Here is a 25,698-nt window from a genome sequence, read left to right as displayed (position 1 = left end):
TTTGCGCGGGGCTTGCCGATTCAAGCGCGCCTAAACATTGGTACGCGATATTACTATATGCTCCACTCCCTATGTCAAGCGCGCTGAGGGGTGGCGCGGAAAAGGATGGATTTTGACCTCCTGCAATGCGTCTGTTGATTAATATGTCATCGTACCATATGCATGCGCTCTAAAGAGGAAGCCAATGACAAACGCACGTCATATTTGGGCCGTGGCCGAAGCCTTGCAGCGAGAGGTCCGCCCCTTCGTCACCGACAGCGATGCACGCGCCACGCTGGACAATGGCATACGAGTCCTGACCGCTACGGCCAATGGATTGGAAATGGGGCCTTCTGCCTTCATGGACTCGCCCAGTCCGGTGCAGCTCGTTGACACAGACCGATTAGGAGGCCCCGCTGAAAACGCCGCCGCCTATCGAACGACGGGCGCGGTCATCACAGACGTGGCCGGATGTCTGGACCGGGGCGATCAACTTACCGCTTTCAGGGACGCGATAGCCGGTGAGCGCGGACTTCTGGAGTCAGCCGTCGCGCGCATGGACGATGTCGAGCGCGCCGCGCCCCGGCAGGTGGGAGCAGATAAGGACTCCATCGACCCCAAAAGATTGGAAGCCTATCTCCGGCAGCGAACCGGACGCGAAGGATTGCGCGTCGATTCGTTCAAGCTGGTCGTCGGCGGCAGGTCGCGCCAGACGGCGCTCCTTGGCCTAACAGATATGGGTGATCTGCCTGCCCGGCTGGTCATCCAGCGCGGCATCCCCAATCTTGCCACCGATGACAGCTTCCTGGACGAGCTGACACAGTTCAATTTGCTGGACCTGCTGCATAAGGCGGGCATGCGCGTGCCAGCCCCGGTTATGGTCGAAACGGACCCCGCGTGGCTCGATGCCCCCTTCATGCTGGTCGAGCATGCTCCGGGCACGACAGCGCAACCGGAATATTGGCTGCCAGTCGCTGACCGCAATGTAGTGCTGGATCTGGCCAGGCAGATGGCGATCCTGCACAAGCAGCCGGTCGAAGAGGTGGGACAGGGCCTGCGCCCTTCGCGCAGTTCATTCGACACTGAAAGCTGGCAGGCGGAACTGACAGAGATGGCGAGCGAATGGCACGCCCTTGCCCGCTGGCCTTCCATTACCATGTCGGCCGCCATTTCCTGGCTGCGCGCCAATGTCGACTGCCTGGATGACCGGCGATCGATCGTCCACAATGACATGATTTTTCATAATGTCCTGGCCGAGAACGGCAACATCACCGCGGTTCTTGACTGGGAGCAGGCGGCGATCGGTCATCCGGGTGAGGACCTCGGCTATTGTTACCCGGTCGTAATCGCGGCGACTGACTGGGAAAGTTTCATGGACGCGTATCGCTCTGCGGGCGGCCTCGACATTCCGCAGAGGCAGATCGATTATTTCGCTCTACGTGCCGGATTACGGCTCATGAATCTGGTGCTCAAGGGCGGGCGCGATACCTTTGAGAAGGGTCTGAGCGACGACATATTGGTTGCAAGCGCAGGGGCGCATTTCACCCAGCGGCTGATGCACCGCATCGCCCTGGTGTTGCATTCCGTGCTGAAGCGTTCGTGATGCGCCTCGTAGAACCGTTCGCGCTTCACGTTCCGCAGGAGCAGCTTGACGATCTGGGCCAGCGACTGGAGCGGACGCGCTGGCCGGACGAGGAGCCTGTATCAGGCTGGGAACAGGGCGTGCCATCAGCCCGGCTGCGGGCCTTGGCCGACCATTGGCGGACAAATTACGATTGGCGGAAATGCGAGGCGCTGCTCAACAGCCTTGGCCAATTCCGGACGCGTATCGACGGGTTGGACATCCATTTCCTCCACATCCGTTCGGCCGAGCCGGACGCGATGCCGCTCCTGCTGACACATGGCTGGCCTGGTTCGGTGCTGGAGTTCCGCAACGTCATCGGCCCGCTGACCGATCCGCTTTCCCATGGCGGGAAGGCTTCAGACGCATTCCACCTCATCATACCCTCTCTCCCCGGTTATGGGTTTTCCGAAAAGCCTCCCGTCACTGGATGGGGGGTGGAACGGATCGCCAAAGCCTGGGGCGAGTTGATGCGGCGGTTAGGTTATGACCGTTATGTGGCGCAGGGCGGGGATTGGGGTTCGTTGGTGACGATGTGCCTAGCTGTCGATGAGCCTGCGGAGTTGGCGGCCGTCCACTTCAACATGCTCTCCATCGTGCCGCCCGATCTGGGGGGCTCTCTCGATCCTGAAGCGCAGACAGCGCTGGAATCGATGCGGCAGTTTAATGACGTGGAATCCGCCTATGCCCGGCTTCAGGCAACCAAGCCGCAAACGATCGGCTTTGCGCTGGCGGACTCCCCGATCGGCCAGGCAGCGTGGATTTATGAAAAGCTGCAACGCTGGTCCGATTGCGACGGCGTACCCGAAAGCGTCTTTTCTCTGGACGAGATGCTGGACAACATCACCCTTTATTGGCTGACCAACAGCGGCGCGTCGTCCGCGCGGCTTTATTGGGAAAGCATGAGCGGCTTCCGGCCCAGAAATGTCCGGGTGCCGCTGGGTTACAGCCACTTTCCGCGGGAGATCATCTGGCCTGCCCGCGCATGGGCGGACCGTTACTTTGAAAACATCATTCACTGGAACAATGTCGATAAGGGCGGCCACTTCGCCGCCTGGGAACAACCCGACATCTTCGTGCGCGAACTCCGCGACTGCTTCCGGGCGCTCCGCGGCTGACAGCATGTGCGGCGAAGTGCGATCCAATCACTGATATTGAGGGCATATAATGGCGTCTGAGAACATACTCCCGCTGACGGGCATCAGGGGAATCATCGCGCAGAAGATGAGTGAAAGTCTGCAAAAGACCGCCCAGCTCAGCTTCTTCTGCGACATTGACGCATCCGCGCTTGTCGCTGCCCGCAATAGCTGGAAAGCGGCCGACACGAAATTGGGCTATGAAGATCTGATCATCGCCGCCCTGACATCCATCCTGCGCGATTTTCCCCTGTTCAATGCGGTGGAGACGGATCGTGGCGTGGAGCCGCAGGAGCAGATTCACGTCGGCTGCGCGATCGCGCTGCCCGGCGCGCTGGTCGCACCCGCCATTTTCGATGCAGGCAACCTTTCCCTGCCCGACATTGCGGAGCGACGCGCGGACCTGGTGGCGCGGGCAAGGGTGAACAAGCTCACCATCGCCGAACTCACAGGTGCCACAGTAACCGTCACCAATCTGGGCCTCACCCGCGTCGAGCATTTCACACCGATCCTCAGCTATCCTCAGCAAGCGATCATCGGTCTGGGGCGCATGACGGCCAAGCCCTGGGTAGCGGAAGATGGCGAGACGATCGTGGTGAGGCCGGTTATGGGCTTGTCGCTGACCGTCGATCACCGGATCATTGATGGCGCTCCTGCGGGCGATTTCCTCACCCGCCTGGCGCAGGAACTGGAAAGCGGCGCTGCCTTCTCTCCTCCTACGATCTGACCCGCAGCTGACAAGACAGGGGCCGCGTATCATCCGATGCGCGGCCCCTTTGGCCTTACCATGCCATTTCTGGCGAAATACCGTGGCTCAGCCCCCCTTTTTGCCTTCAAGATAGAGATCCAGCTCAGCATAGAAATGCTGGATCCGGCGCTCCTGCTCGGAAAAGACGATGGTGCCGTTCAGTCCCTTTGATCGCATGCCGCGCTGCATCGTCACCATGTTGGCGATGTCCTGCTCGACCACTTCACCTGCCATGGGGTTTTCGTGGGTGGAACGACGGATCGGGGGGCGAACCTTGCCCGAAACGTCGACATCGTCCTCCACGCCCATATAGGCTGGCGGCCGCCGACCTTCCGCCAGCTTGGCAGACAAGACGAAGACATCCTGATATCCGCGTTCCGGGTCGGTCGGATGAGGCCGGAACCGCTGGAGCAATATGCCTTCGGGATGCATGTTCATCGTCACGTTCGGGAACAGCGACGGGTTCCAGTCATCGGTCAGCTGATTGTCGGTATAGCCGGAATAATCGACGCCAAAGGGATTATTCTCGCTGCGCTTGGCCTGCTGCAACGCCCGGCGGACATGCCGCGCGTCGCCTTTAAGGGCCGACATCTTCACGCCCGCTTCCTGAAGAAAATAGGCGAGACCGACATTGACGAAGCGATTGTCCGGCCAGCGAGGGCTGACAGAGCCTACCGAGAACAGATTGCGATTATGCCCGTTACGGTAGAAGTCGTACTGGACATAATGGTCATCAACATAAGGTTTGATCTGGGGATGCGTCGCGTGCGCGTGATAGGTCTCATTGAACGCCGAGTACATCGTCTTCCAGTTGGCGGGGATATCGACCGTCAAATGCTTGACGACGAACATCTCCTCAATCTTGTAGGAAGCCAGCATCGGGAGAAGATCGGCGTAATATTCCTCAAACGGCATCGGATCGGGATTCATGCTGACGAACACCAATCCGCCCCATTCCCTGACATGGACCGGGGTCAGGTCCAGGTTCTGGCACAGCGCCTCCTCACGGAATGTCTCCCGGTCGGTCACGCGTACATTCTTACCGTTCAGGTTGAACCGCCAACTGTGCACGATGCAGGTAAAGGACGTGGCGCCGTGGCCGAAATCATCCTGTACCAGTTCGTTTCCGCGATGTTTGCATACATTGTAGAAGGCCGCCACGCCTTCCTTGTTGCGGACAATGATCATGGACTGCTTGCCGACGTCGAACCGAAACCAGTCGCCGACATTGGGAATATCGCTGGAAACCCCCGCCAGCAGCCAGACCTTGCTCCACAACCGCTCCTCCTCGGCCGCCATCACCGCCGGATCGATGGACCTGCTGGTTTTGACGGTACGATAATCGGCGATATTAGGGTGGAGGTCTTCCAGACGCCAAGGCGACTTTTTTTCAAAGTCGGCGGTGACTTCCCCCGGCTCCAGGATAAAGCTTTCCGGATCAGACAGTTGTTCTTTAATCGGACGGTCGTTGAACCGGATTTCCGCGTAGCGAGCATTGGCCGCCATTTATCTTACTCCTGAGTACCCCCGGATCAGAACTGGACACGCTTCGTAAAGCCGCCGTCGATGACCAGATTGGCTCCTGTAACGTAGTCGGCCGCCGGGCTGGCGAGGAATACGATCGACTTCGCAACCTCCTCCGGTGATCCCAGCCGCCCCATGGGGATCTGGGCAACGATGCCGTTATAGAGGTCCGGCATGAGCGCCTTGGCCCCTTCCCAGTTCCCGCCCGGATAGCTGATCGGGCCAGGCGTCACCATGTTCACACGCACGCCCTTCGCCGCCCAAACCTGCGACAGCTGTTTGCCGTAGGTGATCAGCGCCGCCTTGATGGCGTTGAACGCCTGGGGCATCAGGAATGTCTCGATTGCAGCCGTGCTCGACATGAAGATGACCGAGCCAGCTTGCGACTTTTCAAGATATGGCTCGAGTGCTTCGCATGCATCGACCGCGCCCAGCATATCGATACGATAGCTTTCGTCCCAGTCCATGGCGCCTTGCGCACCCGATGAACTGATCGAATGGATGAATATGTCGCACCCGCCAAGTTCTTCGGCGAGGCCCGTCAGCATCGCCTTATAACCTTCGCGATCCTCCAGCGTGAACTCCCGCGTGACGGCCTTGCCGCCCAACTCGCTGTTAAATTCCTCCAGCGCGTCTCCGTTGCGCGAGAAGAGGCCCAACTGCGCGCCTTCCGCAGCGAACAGTTCGGCAGCGGCGCGGCTGATCCCGCGGGTCGCGCCGCCCATGATGACCTTCAATCCTGACAAGCCCAGATCCATGAACCCTCTCCCATTTTTGGATAATGACTGGCAAAGCCGAACGACCGGCCTCCGCGCCCCATCATCATTACTATGCTAGCATACTATTTTCAATAGCCGACATTAGTCATTTTTCCAGTAAAGTTGATCCATGCCTTCGCCAGCGTCGAAGCGCGCCTGAATCGCCTTCATGCTGGCCACGCTGTCGGGGTGCGCGAACAGCCCCTGGCTGATCAGCTGGTCGTTCTCAATGCCTTGGCTCTGGTTGAGATCTTCCGCTTCGCCCAGCATCTTCTTCATCCCGGCGACCGACTGCGGCGGGAGCGATGCGATATGCCGGGCGAGCGCAAGCGCCTCTTCAACCGCTTTGCCTTTGGGAACCACGCGATTAAGGCCGCCAAGCTCATATAGCCGTTGCGCGGTCAGGGGGCGCCCTGTCAGGACGACTTCGGCAGTGGCCGTCCGTCCTATCAGACGCATCAGACGGGACGTTCCTCCGATCCCGGTGCCTGCGCCAATGGCTACTTCCGGCTGGCTGAAGCGCGCCTGCTCCTCGGCAACCCGCAGGTCGCATCCCCAGCCCAGCTCACAACCGCCGCCCGATGTGTCACCGTTGATCGCGGCAATCGTGACCGCAGGCCCACGGTTGAGAAGCTGGAGCGAGCGGAACCACCCGGCGGGATCGCCGGTGGCCGCCTTCCCTTCGACCAGATTCACGATGTCGCTCAGATAGGCATGTTCGAGCCAGTGCCCCTCCATGGATGACGCGAGCACGATGACGCGGGCCTTTTGCTCAATCGCCGCCTCTAACGCGTCCGCAAGCAGGCTCACCGTGGCGCAGGTGGTAAGGCTTCCCGATACGCCGCCATCGCCCACCGTGATCAATGCGATGCCATCAGCAGGCCATTGCGTGTCCACATTTCCCTTCACGTGCTTCTCTCCTGATTCTGGCAGATCGCGTTTGAGTATCGCTCAACGCTCCTTGACAATCGTCACTACAATATGGCGCATAAACATACAAATGTCATTTATTGATGCAGGCAGGGCCATGATGCAAGATGATGGGACAAGGTCACCGCCAAACGTCGGCATGATTCGCAGCGGCATCCGGCACGGAACAAGGGGGGATGAGGGTGGCGAGAAGCAGTGACAAGATGAAGCGGGCGGAAAAGTCGGATAACGACGCGCAACAATGCTCATTCCCGATGTTCAAGAAGACATTGGCATATCAGGCGCAATTGCTGGCCCGTATCACGCAAGCGGATTATCTTGAGAGAATCAGGATGACAGGAATAGCGCCCGCGCAAGCCTATGTTCTTGGAGAATTATGGCTGGAAGAACCTCTCTCTCAGGTAGAATTGTCGCGAAGACTCGAGATTGGCAAAGCCACAATCGGACAGACGCTTCAGAGGCTTGAGAAAGCAGGCATAATAGAGCGGCGGCGGGTCGCGGCCGATCGGCGACTGGTAATGGTCCATCTGACCGCCAAAGGGCAGACATTGCACCAGCCGTTGAAGATCGGCGCGGTGGAGCAGGACGAGCTGCTTTCGCGAAAGCTGGGGTTCGAACGAATCGCTATGCTGACGGACCTTCTGGAGGAGTCAAACCGACTCCTGTCAGGCAGCTTGCCGATCGACGCGGGCGGAACGGAGGTATTGGACTGAGGCAAATTCCGCGCCGTTCGCATATTTTTGCGGTCGATAGTATGCTAGCGTTCTAAGTTCTGCTATCTGTTGTTACAAGGTCGAGCGAACCCAAGCATCACTGGGAGAGGACATGAAGTTCGAGCATTATGAAACCCTGGCTTTCGAGCGTGAAGGACGGATTCTGACCATAAGGATGAACCGCCCAGACGTGCTGAACGCCGTCAGTTCGGCTCTCCACGAGGAAATGGCACGCGTCTTCTTCGACGCTGCGGACGACGCCGAGAGCGACATCATCGTCCTGACCGGATCAGGCAACGCCTTTTCCGCAGGCGGCGACCTGGAGTGGCTGGAAGACCAGGCCGCAGGCCGCCGTGAACCATTCGTCAATGATGCAAAGAGCATGCGGCGCATCGTCATGGGCCTGCTCGACTGCCCCAAGCCGGTGATCGCCAAAGTGAATGGCGACGCGATCGGATTCGGCGCGTCTATTGCCCTGTTGTGCGACATCGTCATCGCCGCCGATCATGCCCGCTTCGCCGACCCCCACGTTAAGCTGGGCCTTGTGGCCGGTGACGGGGGCGCTCTGATCTGGCCGCAACTGATCGGTTTCGGCAAGGCGAAGCATTATCTGCTGACCGGCGAAGCAATCGGCGCGGTGGAAGCGGAAAGATGCAATCTGATCAGCTTCGTGGTTCCGGCGGCCGAACTGGACGGCTATGTCGCCAAATATGCGGAACGCCTCGCTCGCGGCGCGCAATCGGCAATACGTTACACCAAATCGGTCACCAACATCGCCCTGCGGCAGTTGTTCAGTTCCGTGTTCGAAGCTGGCGTCGCTTATGAAGGACTGGCGACCTACACCGCCGATTTCGGCGAAGCGTTGCGTGCGGTTCGCGAAAAGCGGCACCCGTCCTTCACTGGCCGTTGATGGCGGCTCGAAGGATTGGGCGCTTTCCATCTTGCGTTCCCCTGCATGACGTATGTATGCATATGGTATTGATACACACTATATAGGGCTAGGTTGAGCCGATGGATCCCGCCTACAGTGAAGAGGATAAGGCGTTCAGAGCTGAAATCCGTGTGTTTGTGGAAGCCAACCTTCCAGCGGAGCTCGCCCGGCGCGGCCGCCACGACTTTCATCCCCACCGCGAGGATCAGGCGGCATGGACGCGCATTCTCGCCGAGCGGGGATGGTCGATGCCGCACTGGCCCGCCGCCCATGGCGGTCCCGGCTGGAGCGCGGTTCAGCGGTTCATCTTCGAGGATGAGACGCGCCGCGCCTATGCGCCAACCGCAGACCGGATCGGTGCCGAACTGGTCGCGCCTGTCATCTACACCTTTGGTTCCGAAGAGCAGCGGCAGGCCTATCTTCCCGGCATAAGGCTGGGCGAGACATTCTGGGCGCAGGGATTTTCGGAGCCGGGCGCGGGCTCCGATCTGTCCTCGCTGCGCACGCGCGCGGTGAGGGATGGCGACCATTATATCGTCAACGGGCAAAAGACCTGGACCACCGAAGGGCATCATGCCGACATGATGTTCATGCTGGTGCGGTCCAACCCTGACGTCAAGCCGCAGGCTGGTATATCGTCGCTGGTCGTGGACCTGAAGACGCCCGGCATCACCCGCCGCCCGATCTGGACATTGGACGAGGGATTGACGGTCAACGAATTCTTCTTCGACGATGTGCGCGTGCCGGTGGAAAACCTCATCGGAGAGGAAGGACAGGGCTGGACCCACGCCAAGTTCCTGCTGGGGAATGAGCGCACCAACAGCGCCGAAGTCCCGCACACCCGGCGTGACATCGCGCAGCTTCGCGAAATCGCTCGGATCGAGAGGAAGAACGGGCGTCCGTTGATCGAAGACCCGCTCTTTCGCGCAAAGCTGGCCCGTATCGAGATCGACACGAAATCGCTGGAAATCGCGGTGCTGCGCGCACTGACCTCCGACAATCACGGCAGCGCGTCCGTCGCGTCTTTGGTCAAGGTTCGCGGGTCGGAACTGCGCCAGCGCGTGGCCGACCTCGCCGCCGAAGCCTTGGGCGATTATGGCATAGTCGTCAGTACCGATGGCGACGCGGAATATCGCCTGTACGATCAGGACCATTGCGCCAGCCCCACGCCGGAACATGGCATCGGCGTTGCGGCCAAGGCGATGTTCCGCCGCGCCACCACCATTTATGGCGGGGCGAACGAGATTCAGCGCACACTGATCGCCAAGACCGTCCTGGAGCTGTGACATCATGGATTTCAACTATACAGCCGAGCAGGACGCTCTGCGGGACAGCGTCCGGCGCTTCGTCGAACGGGAATATGACTGGGAAAAGCGGTTCGCCATCATCCGATCGGCGGACGGAGCCGCGCCGGATCATTGGGGAGCCTTCGCTGAACTGGGCTGGCTTGGCGCGGGACTGACGGAAGAGGCGGGCGGTTTTGGCGGCGGCGTCACAGAAAATGCGCTAATAGCCGAGGAACTGGGGCGCGGTCTGGTGACCGAACCTTTTATCGGCCATGTCCTCGCCACCCAATTGCTGGCGGCTATTGGATCGGACAGGGCAGGCGCCCTACTCGCGGACCTGATCATGGGCGAGAAGCGCGCCGCTGTCGCCTTGCAGGAGCCTCAAGGGCGTGGCGACTGGCGGATTGTCGAAACGCGCGCGGAAGGTTCGGGGTCCTCGCGGCTCCTCACCGGGGTGAAATCTCTGGTCGAGGGCGCGAACCACGCAGACTGGCTCCTCGTGACCGCCCGGCATGACGATCAGGTCGGCATTTATCTCGTTAAACAGGGTCAGGCTGGTGTCGATTTGCGCCGCTATCGTACCCTGGACAATCGGCGGGTCTGCGACATCCATCTGGAGGGTGCGTCGGCCGAATTGCTCATGGAGGGCGCTGAGGCCGAACGTGCCGTCGCGCTGGCCGTTGATCATGCCATCCTTGCCGTTTGCGGCGAAGCGCTGGGCATCATGGACGCTGCACTCTGGGCGACGCGTGACTATCTCAAGGTCCGCAAGCAGTTCGGCACGACCATCAGCAATTTCCAGGCTCTTCAGCATCGCATGGCAGACATGCTGATAGAGGTGGAGATGACGCGCTCCGCGCTGTTCAATGCGCTGGGGGCGATGGAGGAGGAAGAGGCGATCAGGACTGCCGCCGTGTCAGCGGCCAAGGTTCAGGCGTCTACGGGAGGGCTGTTCGTCGGACAGCAGGCGATCCAGCTTCACGGCGGGATCGGCGTGACCGAGGAACTGAACATCAGCCACCATTATCGCCGCCTCTTCGTCATCGCGCGGCAGTTTGGCGACGCCGATATGCATCTTGCTCGCTTCGCTCAAGCGACGGACGAGGTAGAAGGTCGTTAGGATTGGGCGACATCGCGAAACAGGGCAACGTCCTGATTCCCCGCTTCACGCAGCGTAACAAGGCCCATTTCTTCGATCAGCCACTCTCCGTCTGCCAACCTGAAGCCATAAGATAGCAGGCCCCAAAGCTCATGAAGCGGCGGCGTCAACTCTTCGCAGCTGGCCCAGCCGTAGCGTTTTGCCCGCAGGGTCGCATGTTCGGCCGTCACGGAAACGATCGGGTTGAGCAACATGTGGCAGGACGTCTTGGCGGGAGGATTGAGCGACGCGATCCCTGCCACCAACTCGTCCACAGGCACGACCGCAGCCTCATCGCCTACCAGAACCCCTATCCTCACAATGACCATGGGCGTGAAACTGCGTCTTACGCGCCGCCAATCTTTCGCATCAACGGCTTCGTCGAGAATATATGCGGCCTTCAATACCGCTTCGGTAGTGTTGGGATGGGTCATGGCGCGCTAACCGACATGCGCGCACCCCAGCGGATCGCCCGCCGGATGACCTCCATATAGACGGGACTGTCCCACGGCCCCACCTGCGGCTCAATCTCCGCGATAAAGGGCTGCATATCATATCGTCCACAGCTGTGGCCCGGCGCCAGGAACAGCGCCTCGCCCGCGCCGTGACGATGCAGCACCGCTTGCGGACGCGGCGCATCCTCTAGCCATGGCCCCTTCACATAGCCGGGGGCATCGCCAGTATAGCGGGACTCGAGCAGGATTTCGCTCTCCCCTCGCAGTTCCAGAATATAGGGTTCGTCCACCACCTCGAAAGGCGGCAGGCCCGCTACGATCGGGTGGTCGGATACGGAGCGCACGGTAAAGGGCTGGGGCGCGAGGTGGGAGAGAAAGCGGCAGCCCAAAAGATCCATATAGGCCGGATGCCGGTCTGGCGTGTCCGTAAGGCCGGGCAGTTTTATGCCGCCAATCTCCACCGCTGGGCCGGAAAACTCGATGTACGCCGCGCTGCCATGGACGGCGAGCCACCTTCCGCCGCGCGCCAGGAATTGCTCCAATTCTGACAGCGCTTCGCCAGTGGGGAAGATGTTCGTCGTGTAGGTCACCAGAAAATCAGCGGTCCTCAGCGCGTCCAGATCATGAAAATCGTTGGTGCATGTCGTCCTGATGCGCTCATGCTCCCCCAACCGCTCCAGCAAGCGGCGGCGCACCATGTCGAAATCATGAAAGTTTCCACCAATTACGAGCAACGCCCGCACGATGCCGCTTGCCGGTTCATCCTTCATTGCTTTTCCCTTGCCATCGCTTCAGTTCCAGTTCGCCTGACCGCCATCCACCGGGATCGTCGCGCCGGTGATGTAGGCGGCATCTTCGCTCGCGAGGAAAAGGACCGCGCGTCCGATATCGGACTGGGGATCACCGATCCGCCGCATGGGGATGGTGGACAGATAGGCGTCCGGTCCCTCCGGCTTGGCGTCCAGCCAGGCGAGCATGGCGGGCGACCCGGCAAGTGGCGCAATATTGTTCACGCGGATGCCGTCTGGTCCCCATTCGGATGCCGCCGCCCGCGTGATCGCGCTGATGGCCTGCTTCGCGGCCGAATAAGCGGCGGTCCCGCTCGTGTCCCAGTTGATGGCGGTCGAAGAGACGATGTTGATGATCGCTCCGCCACCGCGCCGCTTCATATGGGGGTGAACCGCCTTCATCATGCGGAACGCCGCGAACGGTCCGCTCTCGAAGGTCAGCAAAAGCCCCTCATCATCGATGTCGAGCAGCGGCGCCAGCACCGCCTGCTGTGCATTGTTGACCAGGATATCGACGCCGCCATGGCGATCGACGGCATAGGCGAAGAGAGCCTCTATCTCCGCCGCGTTCCGGACGTCGGCGGGCGGAGCCACGTCCGATTGGCCACCCGCAGCCGCTATCTCGGCTTGCACGGCGTCCAGCTTGGCCTTTGTGCGGCCTGCTAATATCACAATCGCTCCGCCCGCCGCCAAAGCCAGGGCGATACCCCGCCCTACACCCTGCCCCGCTCCCGTGACGAGCGCGATCTTGCCGGTGATATTCATACGACTAACCTTTCTCTTCCCCCATCAATATTGCGCAGACTGACCACCATCGATCGGGATGACAGCGCCGTTCACGAATGATGAGTCGGCGGACAGCAGGAAGGCCACGACCGACGCGACCTCGTCTGGAGCGCCCATGCGGCGCATCGGATTATGCGCGACGAACTGCGCGGCGGCTTCCTGCCAGTCATCGGGATTTATTTGGCGCAGCGATGCTTCGACCAATGGCGTCAGGATAGCGCCCGGAGCAACCGCGTTGATGCCGATGCCCATCGCGCCATATTCCAGCGCTGCGTTGCGGGTCAGGCCCACGATCGCATGTTTGCTGGCGGTGTAACCGGCCTGCCGCCCCGAGCCGCGAATACCCAGCGCGGAGGCAGTATTGACGATCCGGCCATGTCCCTGCCTCGCCATCACTTTCAGCACATGCTTCAGGCCCAGCAGGACGCCTTTGGCGTTGACCGCCATGATGCGATCGAAAAATTCAACATCGACATCCTCGGTAGCCACCTGCCGGTCTTCGATGCCCGCATTGTTGAAGAAACCGTCGATCGTGCCGAAGCGGGTCACGGTCTTTTCCACATAGGCGCGCACCTGATCTTCCTGCGACACATCAGCTTGCGCCAGGAGAATTTCTGCCTCCGGACAAAGCTCCAGGATGGCGCCGTTCGTTTCTTCCAGACCCTTGGCGTTCACGTCGACCAACGCCAACTGCGCGCCATCCTGCGCACAGCGGATTGCTGCCGCCCGGCCAAGGCCCGAACCCGCGCCCGTGATGATGATGACCTTCCGTTCCAACCTTCCCATTGCCGCCTCTCCCACCGGGCCTTCCCCTGTCTGCTGAACATTGCCGCAGCCACCAATACACGACATATGTCACTTTTATTCCTGTGACACCGCCCTCGGTGCTGACAGATGTTGCATAAACGATCTAAAGCATATAGTACGCATACGGATTAGATGCGTAAAGAGGCAAGGACGGGCTAGGCGTACGCGACGCTCGTTCGGCCACCGCGCACAAACATATTTCCTAGGTAAGCAAGGAAGAGGGCATGAGTTTTCTAGAAGGCAGAGTGGCGATCGTTACGGGCGGCGGGCGTGGTGTCGGCCGCACCTATGCGCTCAAGCTTGCACAGCATGGGGCGAAGGTCGTGGTCAACGATCTGGGCGGCGACGCAGCGGGCAGCGGCGGCGAAGACCTGACCCCCGCGCAAGAGGTCGTCAACGAGATCAAGGCTCTGGGCGGCGAGGCCATCGTCAATGGCGGTGATGTTTCCAACTGGGACAATGCCCGGGAGATGGTCAGCCAGGCCGTCGAAACCTTCGGCCGCCTCGACATCCTCATCAACAATGCGGGCATCCTGCGCGACCGCATGCTGGTCAACATGACCGAAGAGGAATGGGACATCGTGGTCAAGGTGCATCTGAAGGGCACCTTCGCACCGACGCACCACGCCGCCAATTACTGGCGCACGGAAAGCAAGGCGGGGCGCCAGCCGGACGCTCGTGTCATCAACACGACGTCGCACTCGGCCCTGTTCGCCAATATCGGCCAGGCGAACTATGCCGCAGCCAAGGGCGGCATTGCGAGCTTCAGCCAGGTCGCCGCACGCGAGTTGCAGCGGATCGGCGTCACCGTAAATGCTATCGCGCCGCGTGCCGAAACGCGCATGACGGCGGGGTTGCGCGAATGGACGCCCGAGCAGCTGGAACGCCGCGACCCCGAATGGATTGCGGGATTCGTCGCCTGGCTCGCCAGCGCCGAGGCAAGCCAGGTGAGTGGCCGCGTGTTCGAAGTTTGGGGATACGGCATCACTGTCGCGGAAAGCTGGCAGCATGGTCCGAGCTGCGAAGCGTCGAAGGACCCGACGGTGCTCGGCGAACGCGTCTCCAAGATCTTGAAATTCGCTCGTTCGAACGCCGGGATCAACCCGGGCGAATGGCTCGATCCCTAATAGCAGCGTGACGGCGGCGGGCCGTCGAACGTCCGCCGCCTCTTTGGATGGGTAAGCTCGCAGGAATATCGCAATGTCTCTGGACGCTTTATTTGAACCACTGACGATCGGGTCGCTGGACATTCCCAACCGGGTGGTCATGGCGCCCCTGACCCGTGCCCGTGCGGACGACCGGCACGTGCCCACCCCGCTTCAAGGCGAATATTATGCGCAGCGGGCGGATGCAGGCCTCATCATTTCGGAGGCGACTGCGGTCGATCCGCTAGGCATGGGCTGGTATCGCGCTCCGGGTATTTGGTCGGACGAGATGACGACGGCCTGGAAAGCCGTCATGCAGCGTGTCCATGCGGCGGGCGGGCGCATCTATTGCCAGCTTTGGCACATGGGCCGATTGGTGTTGCCGGATTATATCGGTGGGCAGCAGCCGATCGCTCCATCGCCCATTGCCGGCGAAGGTGAAACGATGGCTCCGCCTCCTGAAGACTATCAGGGCGGTTTCCTGCCGATGAAGGCCTATGTAGTACCGCGCGAAATGACGCAGGCGGATATCGGCCAGCTTGTCGCCGCCTATGGCCGGGGAGCAAGAAACGCAAAGCGCGCGGGCTTCGATGGCGTCGAAATCCACGGCGCCAATGGCTATGTCATCGACCAGTTCCTGCAATCAAAAAGCAACCATCGGCAGGATGGCTATGGCGGCAGTGTGGAAAACCGCGTCAGGCTGTTGCGTGAGGTCATCGATGCGGTGACGGCCGAGGTCGATCCCGCCCGAGTGGGCCTTCGCGTCAGCCCTACCAGCGAGCGCAAGGGCATGGGCGATGCGGACCCGGGCGCTTTGACCGAGGCGATCGGCCGCCTCGCGCAGCAGAGCGGGCTTGCCTATATTCACCTGATCGAGCCCATCGCCTCGGGCTTCATGGAAAAGCCCGATTACCCGGTCATCGAACGGTTGCGCGCCGTCTTTTCAGGAACAATCATTCAGAATGGCAGCTTCGACGGCCCCGCTGCGGGCGACGCCATTGCCAAGGGCAAGGCGGACGCCATTTCCTTTGGCCGTCCCTACATCGCCAACCCTGACCTCGTCGCCCGGATAAGGAGCAGCCTTCCGCTTGCGGAGGCGAATTTCGACTATGCCTATGTCGGAGAGGAACGAGGTTACACGGACTATCCTGCTTTCAGCGCATCGGGGTGTTCCGTCTGAGAGACAAATATCATGGCGATGGACGCGGACGTCGTTCATTCGCCACCACGCTAAATCGATCATCTTCGGCGTCACGGTAGCGCCGCCCAAGGAGAAAATATCATGTCGACTGAAATCCTGCTGCCCAAGCTCGGCTTTTCGATGAATGAAGGGCTGCTGTCCGAATGGCTCGTGGCCGATGGTGGGGCAGTAACGGCCGGAGAGCCGCTATTCGCTCTGGAAAGCGACAAGTCCACGCAGGAAGTGGAAGCACCTGCATCGGGCACGCTGAAGATTTTCAAGGAAATCGGGGAAACCTATCCCGTGGGCACCGTGCTGGGCGAGATTATCTGACGAATTATTGATAAGAACTGTCATCTCTGGAGAGGCGGCGCAAAGCCGAAAATCATATGAAACGCACCGACAAGGTCATCATTACCTGCGCCGTCACGGGGTCGATCCATACGCCGAGCATGAGCCCCCATCTGCCGATCACTGCTGACCAGATCGCCGCTGAGGCGATCGCGGCGGCAGAGGCAGGAGCCGCGATGGTTCATCTGCACGCCCGCAATCCCGAAACCGGGCAGCCATCACAAGATCCCGAACTCTTCCGGCAGTTCCTCCCGCGGATCAAGCAGTCCACAGACGCCATCGTCAACATCACCACCGGCGGCGGTCTGGGCATGAGCCTGGCTGACCGGCTGGCGCCCGCAAAGATGTTCCGGCCCGAAGTCTGTTCGATGAACATGGGATCGGTGAACTTCAATATTTCCGGGGCCGGGGCCAAGATTTCGGATTGGCAGTATGATTGGGAACTGCCCTATCTGGAAATGACCAAAGACTTTATCCTGTCGAATACCTTTGCCCAGATCGAGCAGGCGATGACGCAATTGTCGGACCAGGGCACGCGGTTCGAGTTCGAATGCTATGACGTCGCGCATCTTTACAATCTTGCCCATTTCGTCGACCGCAAGATGGTGGAGCCGCCCTTCTTCATTCAGGGCGTGTTCGGCATATTGGGCGGCATTGGCCCCGATCCTGAAAATGTCATGCACATGAAGACGACGGCGGACAGGCTGTTCGGCGAGGACTTCATCTTTTCCGCGCTTGCCGCAGGAAAGCACCAGATGCGGCTCGTCACCTTGTCCGCGCTGCTGGGTGGATCGGTGCGCGTGGGTCTGGAAGACAGCCTTTATGCGGGCAGGGGCAAGCTGGCGACGTCCAACGCCGAACAGGTGGCGAAAATCCGCCGCGTGCTGGAAGAACTCAGCCTGACCGTGGCCACGGCGGACGAAGCCCGCGCCCTGATGCAGACAAAGGGTGGAGACGATGTCGCATTCTGACGGTGAAGCGATCGGCGGGCTGCTGTCGCAGGGTCTGGCGCTCGCGGAAGGGGCGCCGCTCGATGACAGCGGCCTCATCCTGCCGTCCGATTATCCCAATGTCGCTGCCGCCGCCACGCCCGACAAGCCAGCCATCCTATTCGGCGATCATAGCTGGACTTATGCTCAGCTGGACCGGGGCTGCGATGCTGTCGTCACATTGCTCGGCGAGCATGGCGTCGGACAGGGTGGCCGCTTCGCTTATCTCGGCAAGAATAACGACCTTTTCTTCCTCATCTTGATCGGGGCCATTCGTGCTGGCGCCGTTCTCGTGCCAATCAACTGGCGCAATACGGCTCCGGAAACGGCCTATGTGCTGGAGGATAGCGAGGTCAGCCTCGTCATTGCGGATAGCGAGTTCCTTCCGCTGCTCAGGGAAGCGGACAAGCGAGGCCTTCCGACGCTGGTCGTGGATGATGAAGGGCCGCAAGGTCTTCGCAGCCGGATCGCAGCGGCACAGCCAACGCCTCGCAAGCCACTGGACCCGCACGCACCCTGCCTGCAACTCTACACCAGTGGCACCACCGGGCGCCCCAAGGGCGTCGTCACATCCCAATATGCATTCGGCATCCACCGCCATGTCGAGAATGTGTCCGGCTATTTCGCCGACTGGGGCGATGACGAGGTTTTGCTTTCCCCCCTCCCCACCTTTCACATCGGCGGAATGTCATGGGTATGCACAGCCCTGGTGCGCGGTGCGACCGTTCACATCATCGCCGACACAGCGCCTGCGACCATCCTGGACGCCTGCCTGGAATTTGGCGTTACCCGCACTTTCATCGTGCCGACGCTGGTGCGCGGGCTGATAGCGGAGATGGACGCACGCAATGTACGCGTACCGACACTGCGTGGCATCCACTATGGCGCCGCGTCGATGGACCCCGGTCTGTTGGAACGATCGGTCGATCGCTTCTCCTGCCACTTCCTGCAATATTACGGCATGACCGAAAACACCGGGACGATGTCGATCCTTGGGCCGCAAGAACATGACATCCATCGCGCTCATCTGCTCCGGTCGGTGGGGCGGCCGTTGCCCGGTTTCAGCATTGCGATCCGCGATGCGCAGGGCCAACTTTTGCCCGTGGACCAGCCAGGCGAAATCTGGGTCAGGTCGCCCAGCCTGCTGATCGAATATTGGAACAACCCGAAGGCCACGTCGGAAGCGCTGATCGACGGCTGGTATCGATCGGGTGACGGGGGAAGGCTGGACAAGGACGGTTATCTGTTCCTGACCGACCGGATCAAGGACATGATCGTTTCGGGCGGGGAGAATGTGTATCCGGCCGAGGTCGAGGCTGTGCTGCGCGATCATCCGGCGGTGATGGACTGCGCCGTGTTCGGATTGCCGCATCCCAAATGGGGCGAAGGAGTGACGGCGGCGGTGGAAGTTCGTCCGGGTCATGCGCTTGATACGGAAGAACTCATCGCCTTCGCGCGGCAGTCGCTGGCCGCCTACAAAATTCCGCGCCGGATCGAACTAGGCGTTGCGCTTCCCCGCACAGCGTCGGGGAAGGTCCAGCGCGGGCTGATCCGCAAGCAATTCCTGAGCGGGGAATAAGCCGGGCGTCGGCGCGCACGGAGCTAATCCGTGCGCGCCGCTCCTGCCCCTAAGCCTCGCTCACCTGCGCCGAGCAGCGGTCGAGTACCACCACATCCCGTTCCGCCGCGACGGCGCGGAAACGCAGCTGGCCGCCGCCCTGCTCGTAAAATTCAAAGCGGATCGTCTCGCCCGGCATGACCGGCTTGCTGAAGCGGACGAACATGCCCTTGAAGCGCGCCACGTCATTGTCGCAATAATGCGCCAGCACCGCGCGATTGGCCAAGCCCTTGGTACACAGGCCATGCAGGATCGGCCGGTCGAACCCCGCCTTTCGTGCAATCGCCGGCTCTGCATGCAACGGATTCCAGTCCCCGCTCAAACGATAGATCAGGGCCTGTCCCGGACGGGTGGCAATTTCCACCACCGCATCGGGCTTTCCTTCCGGCACCGGATCAGCGGCCGGGATGGCATTGCCGAAACCGCCCTCCCCACCATTGCCGCGCATGAACAGCGTCGATCGCACGGTCGCCAGATGATCCCCCGTGGCCGTATCATACAGCGCCTTCTCCTGATGGAGCAGCGCCCCGCGCCCTTCACCTTTGTCCTCGACCCCCGCCACGCGATATTCGCCCCTTATGGTGCCCGTCGGGGGCAGTGGCTTGTGCATCGTCAGATGCTGCTCAGCGTGCAGAATTTTCACCCAGTCGATGCCGAATTCCGGCCGTTGCGCCCAAAAGCCGGGATGACACAGAATGTTCGCGAAGCAGGGCAAGGAACGCAGGTCTTTTTCATAGACGAACGGCAGCTCTGCCTCATCAAGCGGGTCCAGACCATAGCCCAGCCCCAGCGCATGGAGGATCGTGTCGCGTTTGTCATAGGATTGGACGATGGGCTCAATCGTCAGGTTCCTGATTTTCTCAATGTCCAAGCGTCATCCCTCCAATGGCGTTTCAAGACCACTCAACAGCCCAGTGGCGTTATATGGTGCGTTATAGTACCATACGCATTATATCTGATTTGACAACCTTTGGCACGGGGATATAGATTGCAGGGATACCAGTTATTGACGCCTGATATGGAGCTTGCGTGCCGGACTTTATTCCTCCGTTCAGCACCCGCCTGACGAACCGGCAGGTCATCCTTGCACGCCGTCCGGCGGCCAGCCCCGTCGCTGTCGATTTCGCCCGGAAAGACGTCAGCATTGCATCGCCCGAAGAGGGCCAATTTCTGGTGCGCAACCTCTATCTTGCGGCGGACCCGGTCCAGCGCGGTTGGGCGGCCAACGAGGCCCTCACGCCACTGGGTGAGCCGATGCGTTCCCTTGCTGTCGGCGTGGTCGTGGAAAGCCGCGATGATGGAATCCGATCAGGCGATGTGGTCTACGGCTTTTTTGGTTGGCAGGATTACAAGGTCGCGACACGCGGCGACCTGTTGTCGCACATCCCCCATCCGCGCGCACCGCTTTCCGCCTATGCCGGGGTGCTTGGCATGCCCGGCGTGACGGCATGGCTCGCCTTGCAAGACATCGCTCCACCCTATGAGGGCGCGGCCATGCTTGTCTCAACGGCGGCAGGTACGGTGGGCAGTGTCGTGGGCCAGATCGGACAGCGCGCCGGCGCCTTCGTCGTCGGCCTGACCGGCAGCGATGAGAAGGTGGAAAGCTGCGTTCGCGACTATGGCTATGACGTCGCCTATAATTACAAGTCGGTCGATCTGGCGGCCACCCTCGCGGAGGCTCGCCCCGGCGGCTTCAACATCTATTTCGACAATACCGGAGGCCCGATCCTGGACACGGCGATCCGCGCCATGGCGAGGCACGGACGGATCGTGCATTGCGGCACCGCCGCCACGCCCAGTTGGAATCCTCCGCCGACCGGCCTTCGAAACGAGCGCGAGATATTGATGCGCGCGCTTCTTTGCGGTGGGTTCGTCATCTTCGATCATGTCGCCCGTTTTCCCGAAGCCGTGGAAAAGCTGAGCGACATGGTGCTGAACGGCGAACTCAAATTTCACGACCATGTCGAACCCGGCATCGACCGGGTCAGTGGCGCCCTTGAAGCGCTTTTTGCTGATAGCAACGCGCCCAAGACACTGGTCTATATTGGCGAGGATTAGCGGCTTCTGGAACTGCGCTCGCGTTCAGTCGGGCCGCCACTCGCCTATGGCAGGCCGCACCGGCTGAACGACGAAATCGCCCGTGAACACGCCTTCCTTGGTGAAGGGGTCGCCCGCGAGCAGCGCGCGGACTGCGGCCTCATCTTCGGCCTCCAAAAGGAAGGAACTGCCTTGAGGGCTTGAGTCCGGCTTGTCTCCATCCAGCATCGCGCCAGCGACTTTCACCGCAGCACCCTGTTCCAGCCAATAATCCAGATGGCGCTGCCGATGCTCCAGCCGAAGCGGCAGGGCGCCGGGCTTATCGGCGGCCAGAACGATGAAAAACATGATCTTCCCGCCTTCCCGTCGCTGATTTTTAGTCTTCGCCCTCGATCAGGCTCGAACCACCCTGCTCTCGCAGGACATCCTTCAAATTCTGCTTCACCTGCAACAGCACTTCCTCGCACACTCCCCTGTCGGCGTCCGACACGCCTTCCAGGATACGGCGGTTCATCGTCGCGGCCAGTTCGATCATGAGGCCGATCACATCGAACCCCTTTTCCGTGATGAACACGCGCTTGGCCCGGCGATCATTGGCATCTGCCCGGCGTTCGACATGGCCCGACGCTTCAAGCCGATCTATCAACCCGCCGACGGTCACCTTGCCCACTTCCATCAGCCGGGCGAGATCGACCTGCATCATCCCGTCATTGCCTGCTCGCGACAAAGTGCTCAGCACCGACCATTGCGACCGGGTGATCCCGTAAGGCCGCATCAGCAAGTCCATCACGGTGCGCCGGATACGCGATACGTCATGAACCAGATAGCCGAACGTGAACTGTTTCGCAGAGGGCCGTTTCGGCGTCTTCTTTTTCGGTGCGGCAGCTTTCAGCGTGTTCGTCATTCTCACCATCCAGTTAAAGGCAATTCAGTGCATCAGCTTCACCTGATGCTCTATAATTCGCCCACTATTGCAATAGCGTATGATAGCGAACCCGATGATCAGCAGGCGTATGATGTCTCATAGCCTCTCTATGCTGACCAACCATGATCTGGCAACCGCCTTCATTTGCCGAACAGGTCGCGGCCGATGATCTGCTTCATGACCTCCGCCGCGCCGCCCGCGATGCGCACGATACGGGCGTCGATATAGGCCCGCGCGATCGGATATTCGGTCATATAGCCATAGCCGCCGAAAAATTGCAGACATTGGTCCACGACCTTAACATGCAGGTTGGTGACCACCAGCTTCACCTTCGCCGCTTCGACGCCTGTCAACTCTCCCGCAAGGAAGCGCTTGATGCACCAATCGGTAAAGGTCCGCGCCGACAGGATTTCGGCCGACAGTTCGGCGAGCACGAATTGGGTGTTCTGGAAATCAGCCAGGGTCTGACCGAACATCTTGCGTTCGGCGGTATAGGCGACCGTCCATTCCAGCGCGGCTTCCGCCACGCAGATGCTACGCACCGCCTGCGTCAGCCTTTCCTGCGCCAGCTTGCCCATCATGATCCCGAAGCCGCCACCCTCGCGGCCCAGAAGCCTCCAGGATTCCGCGCGCGCGTCCTCCAGGAAAATTTCCGACGTATCCTGTGCTTTCAGGCCAATCTTCTCAAGATTGCGGCCGCGCTTGAAGCCCGCTTGATGCGTGTCGATCGCGATCAGGCTGACGCCCTTGGCGCCCGCCGCCGGGTCGGTCTTGCACGCGCAGACCATTATGTCGGCCAGCTGGCCGTTGGAAATATAGACCTTCTGCCCGTTCAGTACATAATCATCGCCCTCGCGAATGGCGCGGGTGCGGACTTCCTTTACGTCCGAACCAGCACCCGGCTCGGTCAACCCAAGCGCGCCGATATATTCGCCCGCGACCATGCGGGGCAGGACCTCGCGTTTCAGCTCCTCAGTGCCTGCCGTCAGGATATAGGGCGCGACCATTTCCGAATGCACCATGAAGCCGGGGCCGGTGATCCCCTTCTTCGCCAGTTCCTCGATGACGACGACATTGTAGAGCCAATCCGCGCCAAAGCCGCCATATTCCTCAGGGATGTTGGGGCAAAGGATGCCCACCTCGCCCGCCCGCTTCCAAACCTCGCGGGGGACGACCTCATCCTTTTCCCACTGATGATGGTTGGGAACCAGTTCCTCATCCACGAACCGGGCCACCGTTTCGCGAAATTGTTCATGCTCGGCGGAAAAGATGCCGCGTCCGCCTTCGCTGGGGTGCTGCGCTTCAACCACGGCGCGCCTCATGCATTGCCAATGTTCTTTCCGCCTGTTTCAGATGAGGGATGTCCAACATCTTGCCGTCGAGTCCCAAGGTTCCGGAATCCGGGTTGGCGGCGAACAGGTCGACCACTCGCCGGGCGAAATCCACCTCATCAGCGGAGGGCGAGAAGCTTTCGTTGATGATGTCCACCTGCGCGGGATGTATCGCCACGCGGCCTGAAAAGCCTTCTGCCCGCGCGGCCTTGCATGAAGCGCGCAGACCTTCGGGATCACGAAAATCGACGTAAAGCGTGTCCACCGCTTCGCCGCCAGCAGCATGCGCGCCGAGCAGGCAGAGCGAACGCACCATCTTGTAGGTGTGCGTCCATTCGCCATTCGCGTCGGTGTTGCCGCTCGCGCCGATCGCTGAACTCAGATCCTCCGCGCCCCATGTCAGCCCGTAAAGCCGGTCCAGACCCGCCGCCGCATAATCGCCCAGCCGGAAGGGGGAGACTGCGGTTTCGGTCGCCACCGGCAGGATGCGGATCGAACCCTGTTTGACACCGGATGCGGCTTCCAGCGCGCTCAGATAATGGCTAACCTGAGCCACATCCTCCGGCCCGTTGACCTTGGGCAGCATGATGCCGTCGGGCGCGACAGGCACGATCGCGGCCAAGTCTTCCAGAGTCCAGGGCGTGTCCAGCGGATTGACGCGCACCCATAGCTGCGACTTTCGTGCAGCGCGCGGACGTTCCTTGATAAAGGCCGGAACCATCTCCCGCGCCACTGGCTTGCGCGCGACGGCGACGGCATCTTCCAGGTCCAGGATGAAGGCATCGGCAGCGACGCCATCGACCTTGCCCAGCTTCTTCTCGCTGTCGCCGGGGATGAAGAGGAAGGAACGGATCGGCAACGTCATGACGCGGGCCTCTTGAGCTGGAGGCCGGATCGCTTGCACGACGCCACCAGTTCATCTTTCTGATTATAGGCTTTGTGAAAGAATTTGACGATCCCAGCTTCGGGTCGCGACCTTGACTCGCGCAGGTCGATGACCTCGCTCGTGACGTGGATGGTGTCGCCATGGAACAGCGGGTTCGGGAAGCGCACCTCGTCCCAGCCAAGGTTCGCGACCGCAGTACCCAGCGTCGTGTCCCCGACAGAAATGCCCACCATAAGGCCAAGCGTGAAGGCCGAATTGACCAGCCGCTGCCCGAAGGGCGTGCCCTTCATATATTCCTCATCCAGGTGCAGCAGCGCCGGATTATGGGTCATGCAGGAAAACAGAACATTGTCTGTTTCGGTGATGGTGCGGCGGATGGGATGCTCGAACAGCATGCCGATTTCAAGCTCGTCAAACCAGACTCCAGGCATCACGCAAGTCCCAGGATAGAGATGGCGGCGATGCCCTGATAGGGAACACCGCCCAGATTGTGCGTCAGTCCGATGGACGGGTTCGACAATTGCCGCTCCCCTGCCCGGCCCAGCAACTGGCTGTAGACCTCATAGGCCATGCGCAGACCCGAAGCGCCGATCGGGTGCCCGAAACATTTGAGACCCCCGTCGATCTGGCAGGGCATCGCCCCATCCCGGTCGTAGCGCCCGTCCAATATGTCGAAAACCGCCCGGCCATCGTCGGAAAAGCCAAGGTCTTCCATCGTCACCAGTTCGGTGATGGAGAAACAGTCATGCACTTCGCTGAGGTTCACCTGGCGCTTGGGATCGGTGATCCCTGCTTCCTTATACGCCCGCGCCGCCGCGTTGCGGGTGGTGGCGACATAGCTGCCGTCCCACTCATTGGTCTGGGTCTCGCGGCCGGAACTGGTCGACAATTGCAATGCCTTGATCGTCACCAGGTCCGTCTTGCCCAGAGCCCGCGCGATTTCCGGCGTGGTCACAATCGCGCAGGCCGACCCGTCCGACACGCCCGAACAGTCAAACAGGCCCAGCGGATCGGAGATCATCGGCGCGTTCATGATGGTTTCCATCGGCACCGCCTTCTGGAAATGCGCCTTGGGACTGTGAACGCCGTTCTGGTGGCTCTTCCAAGACACATGGCTGATGGCGCGCTTCAAGTCCTCCTTGGTCGTGCCGTATTTTGCCCGGTAATAGGGCGCGAGCTGAGCAAAGCCGGCTGGTGCGGAGCCCATCGGCATCCACAGGTCGTTGAAGGTCCCTTTGAAGGCAGGAGGCAGGCCGCCAAAGCCCGTGTCCTTCAGCTTTTCCGACCCGATCGCCAGCGCGATATCCACCGCGCCCGACGCCACAGCATAAGCGGCTCCGCGCAGCGCTTCGGTTCCGGTCGCGCACATATTTTCGACGCGGCTCACGGGAATGCCTTCAAGCCGCAGCGCCATCGCGGCGGGAATGGAGCTGTTGCCGACATTGACGCTATCGCCCCAGCATCCGAACCATGCCGCCTCGATCTGGTTGCGCGCGATCCCCGCATCGGCGAGCGCTTCCTCGAACGCTTCCTTCATCAGGTCAGCCGACCCCATGTCCCATCGTTCGCCGAATTTCGAGCAGCCCATCCCCAGAAGGGCCACCTTATCCTTGATACCCGTCGCCATGTCGCGAAC

Annotated in this window: 27 protein-coding genes; 13 read left to right on the top strand and 14 right to left on the bottom strand. The window is 60.8% G+C overall.

What is annotated here, in order from left to right:
* Positions 1-184: 184 nt before the first annotated feature.
* The 3 genes from ACZ5ZH_RS14565 to ACZ5ZH_RS14555 are packed head-to-tail and all read left to right on the top strand — an operon-like array spanning position 185 to position 3,463.
* Positions 185-1,582: a phosphotransferase family protein gene (locus tag ACZ5ZH_RS14565; protein WP_464772787.1), complete on the top strand. Its 1,398-nt coding sequence runs from the start codon at positions 185-187 to the stop codon at positions 1,580-1,582.
* Positions 1,582-2,718: an epoxide hydrolase family protein gene (locus ACZ5ZH_RS14560; RefSeq protein WP_464772786.1), complete on the top strand. Its 1,137-nt coding sequence runs from the start codon at positions 1,582-1,584 to the stop codon at positions 2,716-2,718. Before ACZ5ZH_RS14565 ends, ACZ5ZH_RS14560 begins: the two co-directional genes overlap by 1 nt.
* A 49-nt stretch (positions 2,719-2,767) precedes the next feature.
* A complete protein-coding gene (locus ACZ5ZH_RS14555; RefSeq protein ID WP_449468903.1) occupies positions 2,768-3,463 on the top strand; it encodes a 2-oxo acid dehydrogenase subunit E2 in 696 nt (231 codons plus the stop codon).
* Between the two features lie 87 nt (positions 3,464-3,550).
* Here ACZ5ZH_RS14555 and ACZ5ZH_RS14550 read toward each other — a convergent pair whose 3' ends face one another.
* The 3 genes from ACZ5ZH_RS14550 to ACZ5ZH_RS14540 form a co-directional block, all read right to left on the bottom strand.
* Positions 3,551-4,990 carry an aromatic ring-hydroxylating oxygenase subunit alpha gene (locus ACZ5ZH_RS14550; protein ID WP_464772785.1) on the bottom strand — a complete coding sequence of 480 codons (1,440 nt, stop codon included), beginning with the start codon at positions 4,988-4,990 and terminating at the stop codon, positions 3,551-3,553.
* 26 nt (positions 4,991-5,016) lie between these two features.
* Entirely contained in the window at positions 5,017-5,766 is a 750-nt protein-coding gene (locus tag ACZ5ZH_RS14545) for an SDR family NAD(P)-dependent oxidoreductase (protein WP_464772784.1), read from the bottom strand.
* 102 nt (positions 5,767-5,868) lie between these two features.
* Positions 5,869-6,675 carry an enoyl-CoA hydratase/isomerase family protein gene (locus tag ACZ5ZH_RS14540; protein ID WP_464772783.1) on the bottom strand — a complete coding sequence of 269 codons (807 nt, stop codon included), beginning with the start codon at positions 6,673-6,675 and terminating at the stop codon, positions 5,869-5,871.
* A gap of 203 nt (positions 6,676-6,878) precedes the next feature.
* Here ACZ5ZH_RS14540 and ACZ5ZH_RS14535 point away from each other — a divergent pair, with 203 nt between their 5' ends.
* From ACZ5ZH_RS14535 to ACZ5ZH_RS14520, 4 genes are all read left to right on the top strand, one after another.
* Positions 6,879-7,409 carry a MarR family winged helix-turn-helix transcriptional regulator gene (locus tag ACZ5ZH_RS14535; protein WP_464772782.1) on the top strand — a complete coding sequence of 177 codons (531 nt, stop codon included), beginning with the start codon at positions 6,879-6,881 and terminating at the stop codon, positions 7,407-7,409.
* A gap of 112 nt (positions 7,410-7,521) precedes the next feature.
* Positions 7,522-8,319 (top strand): enoyl-CoA hydratase/isomerase family protein, encoded by a 798-nt coding sequence (locus ACZ5ZH_RS14530; protein ID WP_464772781.1) that lies wholly within the window; start codon positions 7,522-7,524, stop codon positions 8,317-8,319.
* A gap of 101 nt (positions 8,320-8,420) precedes the next feature.
* Positions 8,421-9,626, top strand: coding sequence for an acyl-CoA dehydrogenase family protein (locus tag ACZ5ZH_RS14525; RefSeq protein WP_464772780.1), 1,206 nt, complete (start codon positions 8,421-8,423; stop codon positions 9,624-9,626).
* A gap of 4 nt (positions 9,627-9,630) precedes the next feature.
* Complete coding sequence (locus ACZ5ZH_RS14520) at positions 9,631-10,746, top strand: acyl-CoA dehydrogenase family protein (RefSeq protein WP_464772779.1); 1,116 nt, start codon at positions 9,631-9,633, stop codon at positions 10,744-10,746.
* Here the strand turns inward: ACZ5ZH_RS14520 and ACZ5ZH_RS14515 are convergent.
* The 4 genes from ACZ5ZH_RS14515 to ACZ5ZH_RS14500 are packed head-to-tail and all read right to left on the bottom strand — an operon-like array spanning position 10,743 to position 13,579.
* Positions 10,743-11,198, bottom strand: coding sequence for a nuclear transport factor 2 family protein (locus tag ACZ5ZH_RS14515; RefSeq protein ID WP_464772778.1), 456 nt, complete (start codon positions 11,196-11,198; stop codon positions 10,743-10,745). The genes ACZ5ZH_RS14520 and ACZ5ZH_RS14515 overlap by 4 nt on opposite strands.
* Entirely contained in the window at positions 11,195-11,989 is a 795-nt protein-coding gene (locus tag ACZ5ZH_RS14510) for a ThuA domain-containing protein (protein ID WP_464772777.1), read from the bottom strand. Before ACZ5ZH_RS14510 ends, ACZ5ZH_RS14515 begins: the two co-directional genes overlap by 4 nt.
* Before the next feature lie 21 nt (positions 11,990-12,010).
* The gene (locus ACZ5ZH_RS14505; protein WP_464772776.1) at positions 12,011-12,772 is read right to left on the bottom strand and encodes an SDR family NAD(P)-dependent oxidoreductase; all 762 of its coding nucleotides are present in this window, start codon (positions 12,770-12,772) and stop codon (positions 12,011-12,013) included.
* Positions 12,773-12,796: 24 nt separating this feature from the next.
* Positions 12,797-13,579 (bottom strand): glucose 1-dehydrogenase, encoded by a 783-nt coding sequence (locus tag ACZ5ZH_RS14500; protein WP_464772775.1) that lies wholly within the window; start codon positions 13,577-13,579, stop codon positions 12,797-12,799.
* A 245-nt stretch (positions 13,580-13,824) separates the two neighbouring features.
* On the opposite strand from ACZ5ZH_RS14500, the gene ACZ5ZH_RS14495 reads away from it, so the two are divergent.
* The 5 genes from ACZ5ZH_RS14495 to ACZ5ZH_RS14475 all read left to right on the top strand — a co-directional run bounded on the left by ACZ5ZH_RS14495 (position 13,825) and on the right by ACZ5ZH_RS14475 (position 18,844).
* Positions 13,825-14,727, top strand: coding sequence for an SDR family NAD(P)-dependent oxidoreductase (locus tag ACZ5ZH_RS14495; RefSeq protein WP_460988872.1), 903 nt, complete (start codon positions 13,825-13,827; stop codon positions 14,725-14,727).
* Positions 14,728-14,800: 73 nt separating this feature from the next.
* Positions 14,801-15,925, top strand: a complete 1,125-nt coding sequence (locus ACZ5ZH_RS14490; protein ID WP_460988870.1) for an alkene reductase — start codon at positions 14,801-14,803, stop codon at positions 15,923-15,925.
* A 102-nt stretch (positions 15,926-16,027) separates the two neighbouring features.
* A complete protein-coding gene (locus ACZ5ZH_RS14485) occupies positions 16,028-16,258 on the top strand; it encodes a biotin/lipoyl-containing protein (protein ID WP_196227089.1) in 231 nt (76 codons plus the stop codon).
* Positions 16,259-16,314: 56 nt separating this feature from the next.
* Complete coding sequence (gene kce, locus ACZ5ZH_RS14480) at positions 16,315-17,247, top strand: 3,5-dioxohexanoate:acetyl-CoA acetone transferase (RefSeq protein WP_460988868.1); 933 nt, start codon at positions 16,315-16,317, stop codon at positions 17,245-17,247.
* Complete coding sequence (locus ACZ5ZH_RS14475; RefSeq protein WP_464772774.1) at positions 17,234-18,844, top strand: class I adenylate-forming enzyme family protein; 1,611 nt, start codon at positions 17,234-17,236, stop codon at positions 18,842-18,844. The genes kce and ACZ5ZH_RS14475 overlap by 14 nt, the downstream gene beginning before the upstream one ends.
* Before the next feature lie 49 nt (positions 18,845-18,893).
* On the opposite strand, the gene ACZ5ZH_RS14470 is transcribed toward ACZ5ZH_RS14475, so the two are convergent.
* Entirely contained in the window at positions 18,894-19,754 is an 861-nt protein-coding gene (locus tag ACZ5ZH_RS14470; protein ID WP_464772773.1) for a MaoC/PaaZ C-terminal domain-containing protein, read from the bottom strand.
* Positions 19,755-19,912: 158 nt separating this feature from the next.
* Here ACZ5ZH_RS14470 and ACZ5ZH_RS14465 point away from each other — a divergent pair, with 158 nt between their 5' ends.
* Complete coding sequence (locus tag ACZ5ZH_RS14465; protein WP_464772772.1) at positions 19,913-20,941, top strand: zinc-binding dehydrogenase; 1,029 nt, start codon at positions 19,913-19,915, stop codon at positions 20,939-20,941.
* 24 nt (positions 20,942-20,965) lie between these two features.
* On the opposite strand, the gene ACZ5ZH_RS14460 is transcribed toward ACZ5ZH_RS14465, so the two are convergent.
* The 6 genes from ACZ5ZH_RS14460 to ACZ5ZH_RS14435 form a co-directional block, all read right to left on the bottom strand.
* Positions 20,966-21,268 carry a YciI family protein gene (locus tag ACZ5ZH_RS14460; protein ID WP_449468880.1) on the bottom strand — a complete coding sequence of 101 codons (303 nt, stop codon included), beginning with the start codon at positions 21,266-21,268 and terminating at the stop codon, positions 20,966-20,968.
* A 28-nt stretch (positions 21,269-21,296) separates the two neighbouring features.
* Positions 21,297-21,824, bottom strand: coding sequence for a MarR family winged helix-turn-helix transcriptional regulator (locus tag ACZ5ZH_RS14455; RefSeq protein WP_449468879.1), 528 nt, complete (start codon positions 21,822-21,824; stop codon positions 21,297-21,299).
* Positions 21,825-21,985: 161 nt separating this feature from the next.
* Complete coding sequence (locus ACZ5ZH_RS14450) at positions 21,986-23,167, bottom strand: acyl-CoA dehydrogenase family protein (RefSeq protein WP_464775252.1); 1,182 nt, start codon at positions 23,165-23,167, stop codon at positions 21,986-21,988.
* Positions 23,148-24,041: an HpcH/HpaI aldolase/citrate lyase family protein gene (locus ACZ5ZH_RS14445; RefSeq protein ID WP_464772770.1), complete on the bottom strand. Its 894-nt coding sequence runs from the start codon at positions 24,039-24,041 to the stop codon at positions 23,148-23,150. The genes ACZ5ZH_RS14450 and ACZ5ZH_RS14445 overlap by 20 nt, the downstream gene beginning before the upstream one ends.
* Complete coding sequence (locus ACZ5ZH_RS14440; RefSeq protein WP_460988856.1) at positions 24,038-24,493, bottom strand: MaoC family dehydratase; 456 nt, start codon at positions 24,491-24,493, stop codon at positions 24,038-24,040. Before ACZ5ZH_RS14440 ends, ACZ5ZH_RS14445 begins: the two co-directional genes overlap by 4 nt.
* The gene (locus tag ACZ5ZH_RS14435; protein WP_464772769.1) at positions 24,493-25,689 is read right to left on the bottom strand and encodes an acetyl-CoA acetyltransferase; all 1,197 of its coding nucleotides are present in this window, start codon (positions 25,687-25,689) and stop codon (positions 24,493-24,495) included. The genes ACZ5ZH_RS14440 and ACZ5ZH_RS14435 overlap by 1 nt, the downstream gene beginning before the upstream one ends.
* Positions 25,690-25,698: the final 9 nt, after the last annotated feature.

The sequence above is a fragment of the Sphingobium sp. TomMM7A genome (genome assembly GCF_055397305.1).
This window is presented reverse-complemented; position numbering and strand designations above follow the sequence as displayed.

What these genes read in the sequence shown, in the direction of transcription:
- ACZ5ZH_RS14565 (WP_464772787.1), top strand. Translation starts at nt 185, where the DNA reads ATGACAAACGCACGTCATATTTGGGCCGTGGCCGAAGCCTTGCAGCGA.
- ACZ5ZH_RS14560 (WP_464772786.1), top strand. Translation starts at nt 1,582, where the DNA reads ATGCGCCTCGTAGAACCGTTCGCGCTTCACGTTCCGCAGGAGCAGCTT.
- ACZ5ZH_RS14555 (WP_449468903.1), top strand. Translation starts at nt 2,768, where the DNA reads ATGGCGTCTGAGAACATACTCCCGCTGACGGGCATCAGGGGAATCATC.
- ACZ5ZH_RS14550 (WP_464772785.1), bottom strand. Translation starts at nt 4,990, where the DNA reads ATGGCGGCCAATGCTCGCTACGCGGAAATCCGGTTCAACGACCGTCCG.
- ACZ5ZH_RS14545 (WP_464772784.1), bottom strand. Translation starts at nt 5,766, where the DNA reads ATGGATCTGGGCTTGTCAGGATTGAAGGTCATCATGGGCGGCGCGACC.
- ACZ5ZH_RS14530 (WP_464772781.1), top strand. Translation starts at nt 7,522, where the DNA reads ATGAAGTTCGAGCATTATGAAACCCTGGCTTTCGAGCGTGAAGGACGG.
- ACZ5ZH_RS14525 (WP_464772780.1), top strand. Translation starts at nt 8,421, where the DNA reads ATGGATCCCGCCTACAGTGAAGAGGATAAGGCGTTCAGAGCTGAAATC.
- ACZ5ZH_RS14520 (WP_464772779.1), top strand. Translation starts at nt 9,631, where the DNA reads ATGGATTTCAACTATACAGCCGAGCAGGACGCTCTGCGGGACAGCGTC.
- ACZ5ZH_RS14515 (WP_464772778.1), bottom strand. Translation starts at nt 11,198, where the DNA reads ATGACCCATCCCAACACTACCGAAGCGGTATTGAAGGCCGCATATATT.
- ACZ5ZH_RS14510 (WP_464772777.1), bottom strand. Translation starts at nt 11,989, where the DNA reads ATGAAGGATGAACCGGCAAGCGGCATCGTGCGGGCGTTGCTCGTAATT.
- ACZ5ZH_RS14505 (WP_464772776.1), bottom strand. Translation starts at nt 12,772, where the DNA reads ATGAATATCACCGGCAAGATCGCGCTCGTCACGGGAGCGGGGCAGGGT.
- ACZ5ZH_RS14500 (WP_464772775.1), bottom strand. Translation starts at nt 13,579, where the DNA reads ATGGGAAGGTTGGAACGGAAGGTCATCATCATCACGGGCGCGGGTTCG.
- ACZ5ZH_RS14495 (WP_460988872.1), top strand. Translation starts at nt 13,825, where the DNA reads ATGAGTTTTCTAGAAGGCAGAGTGGCGATCGTTACGGGCGGCGGGCGT.
- ACZ5ZH_RS14490 (WP_460988870.1), top strand. Translation starts at nt 14,801, where the DNA reads ATGTCTCTGGACGCTTTATTTGAACCACTGACGATCGGGTCGCTGGAC.
- ACZ5ZH_RS14485 (WP_196227089.1), top strand. Translation starts at nt 16,028, where the DNA reads ATGTCGACTGAAATCCTGCTGCCCAAGCTCGGCTTTTCGATGAATGAA.
- kce (WP_460988868.1), top strand. Translation starts at nt 16,315, where the DNA reads ATGAAACGCACCGACAAGGTCATCATTACCTGCGCCGTCACGGGGTCG.
- ACZ5ZH_RS14475 (WP_464772774.1), top strand. Translation starts at nt 17,234, where the DNA reads ATGTCGCATTCTGACGGTGAAGCGATCGGCGGGCTGCTGTCGCAGGGT.
- ACZ5ZH_RS14460 (WP_449468880.1), bottom strand. Translation starts at nt 21,268, where the DNA reads ATGTTTTTCATCGTTCTGGCCGCCGATAAGCCCGGCGCCCTGCCGCTT.
- ACZ5ZH_RS14455 (WP_449468879.1), bottom strand. Translation starts at nt 21,824, where the DNA reads ATGACGAACACGCTGAAAGCTGCCGCACCGAAAAAGAAGACGCCGAAA.
- ACZ5ZH_RS14450 (WP_464775252.1), bottom strand. Translation starts at nt 23,167, where the DNA reads ATGAGGCGCGCCGTGGTTGAAGCGCAGCACCCCAGCGAAGGCGGACGC.
- ACZ5ZH_RS14445 (WP_464772770.1), bottom strand. Translation starts at nt 24,041, where the DNA reads ATGACGTTGCCGATCCGTTCCTTCCTCTTCATCCCCGGCGACAGCGAG.
- ACZ5ZH_RS14440 (WP_460988856.1), bottom strand. Translation starts at nt 24,493, where the DNA reads ATGCCTGGAGTCTGGTTTGACGAGCTTGAAATCGGCATGCTGTTCGAG.
- ACZ5ZH_RS14435 (WP_464772769.1), bottom strand. Translation starts at nt 25,689, where the DNA reads ATGGCGACGGGTATCAAGGATAAGGTGGCCCTTCTGGGGATGGGCTGC.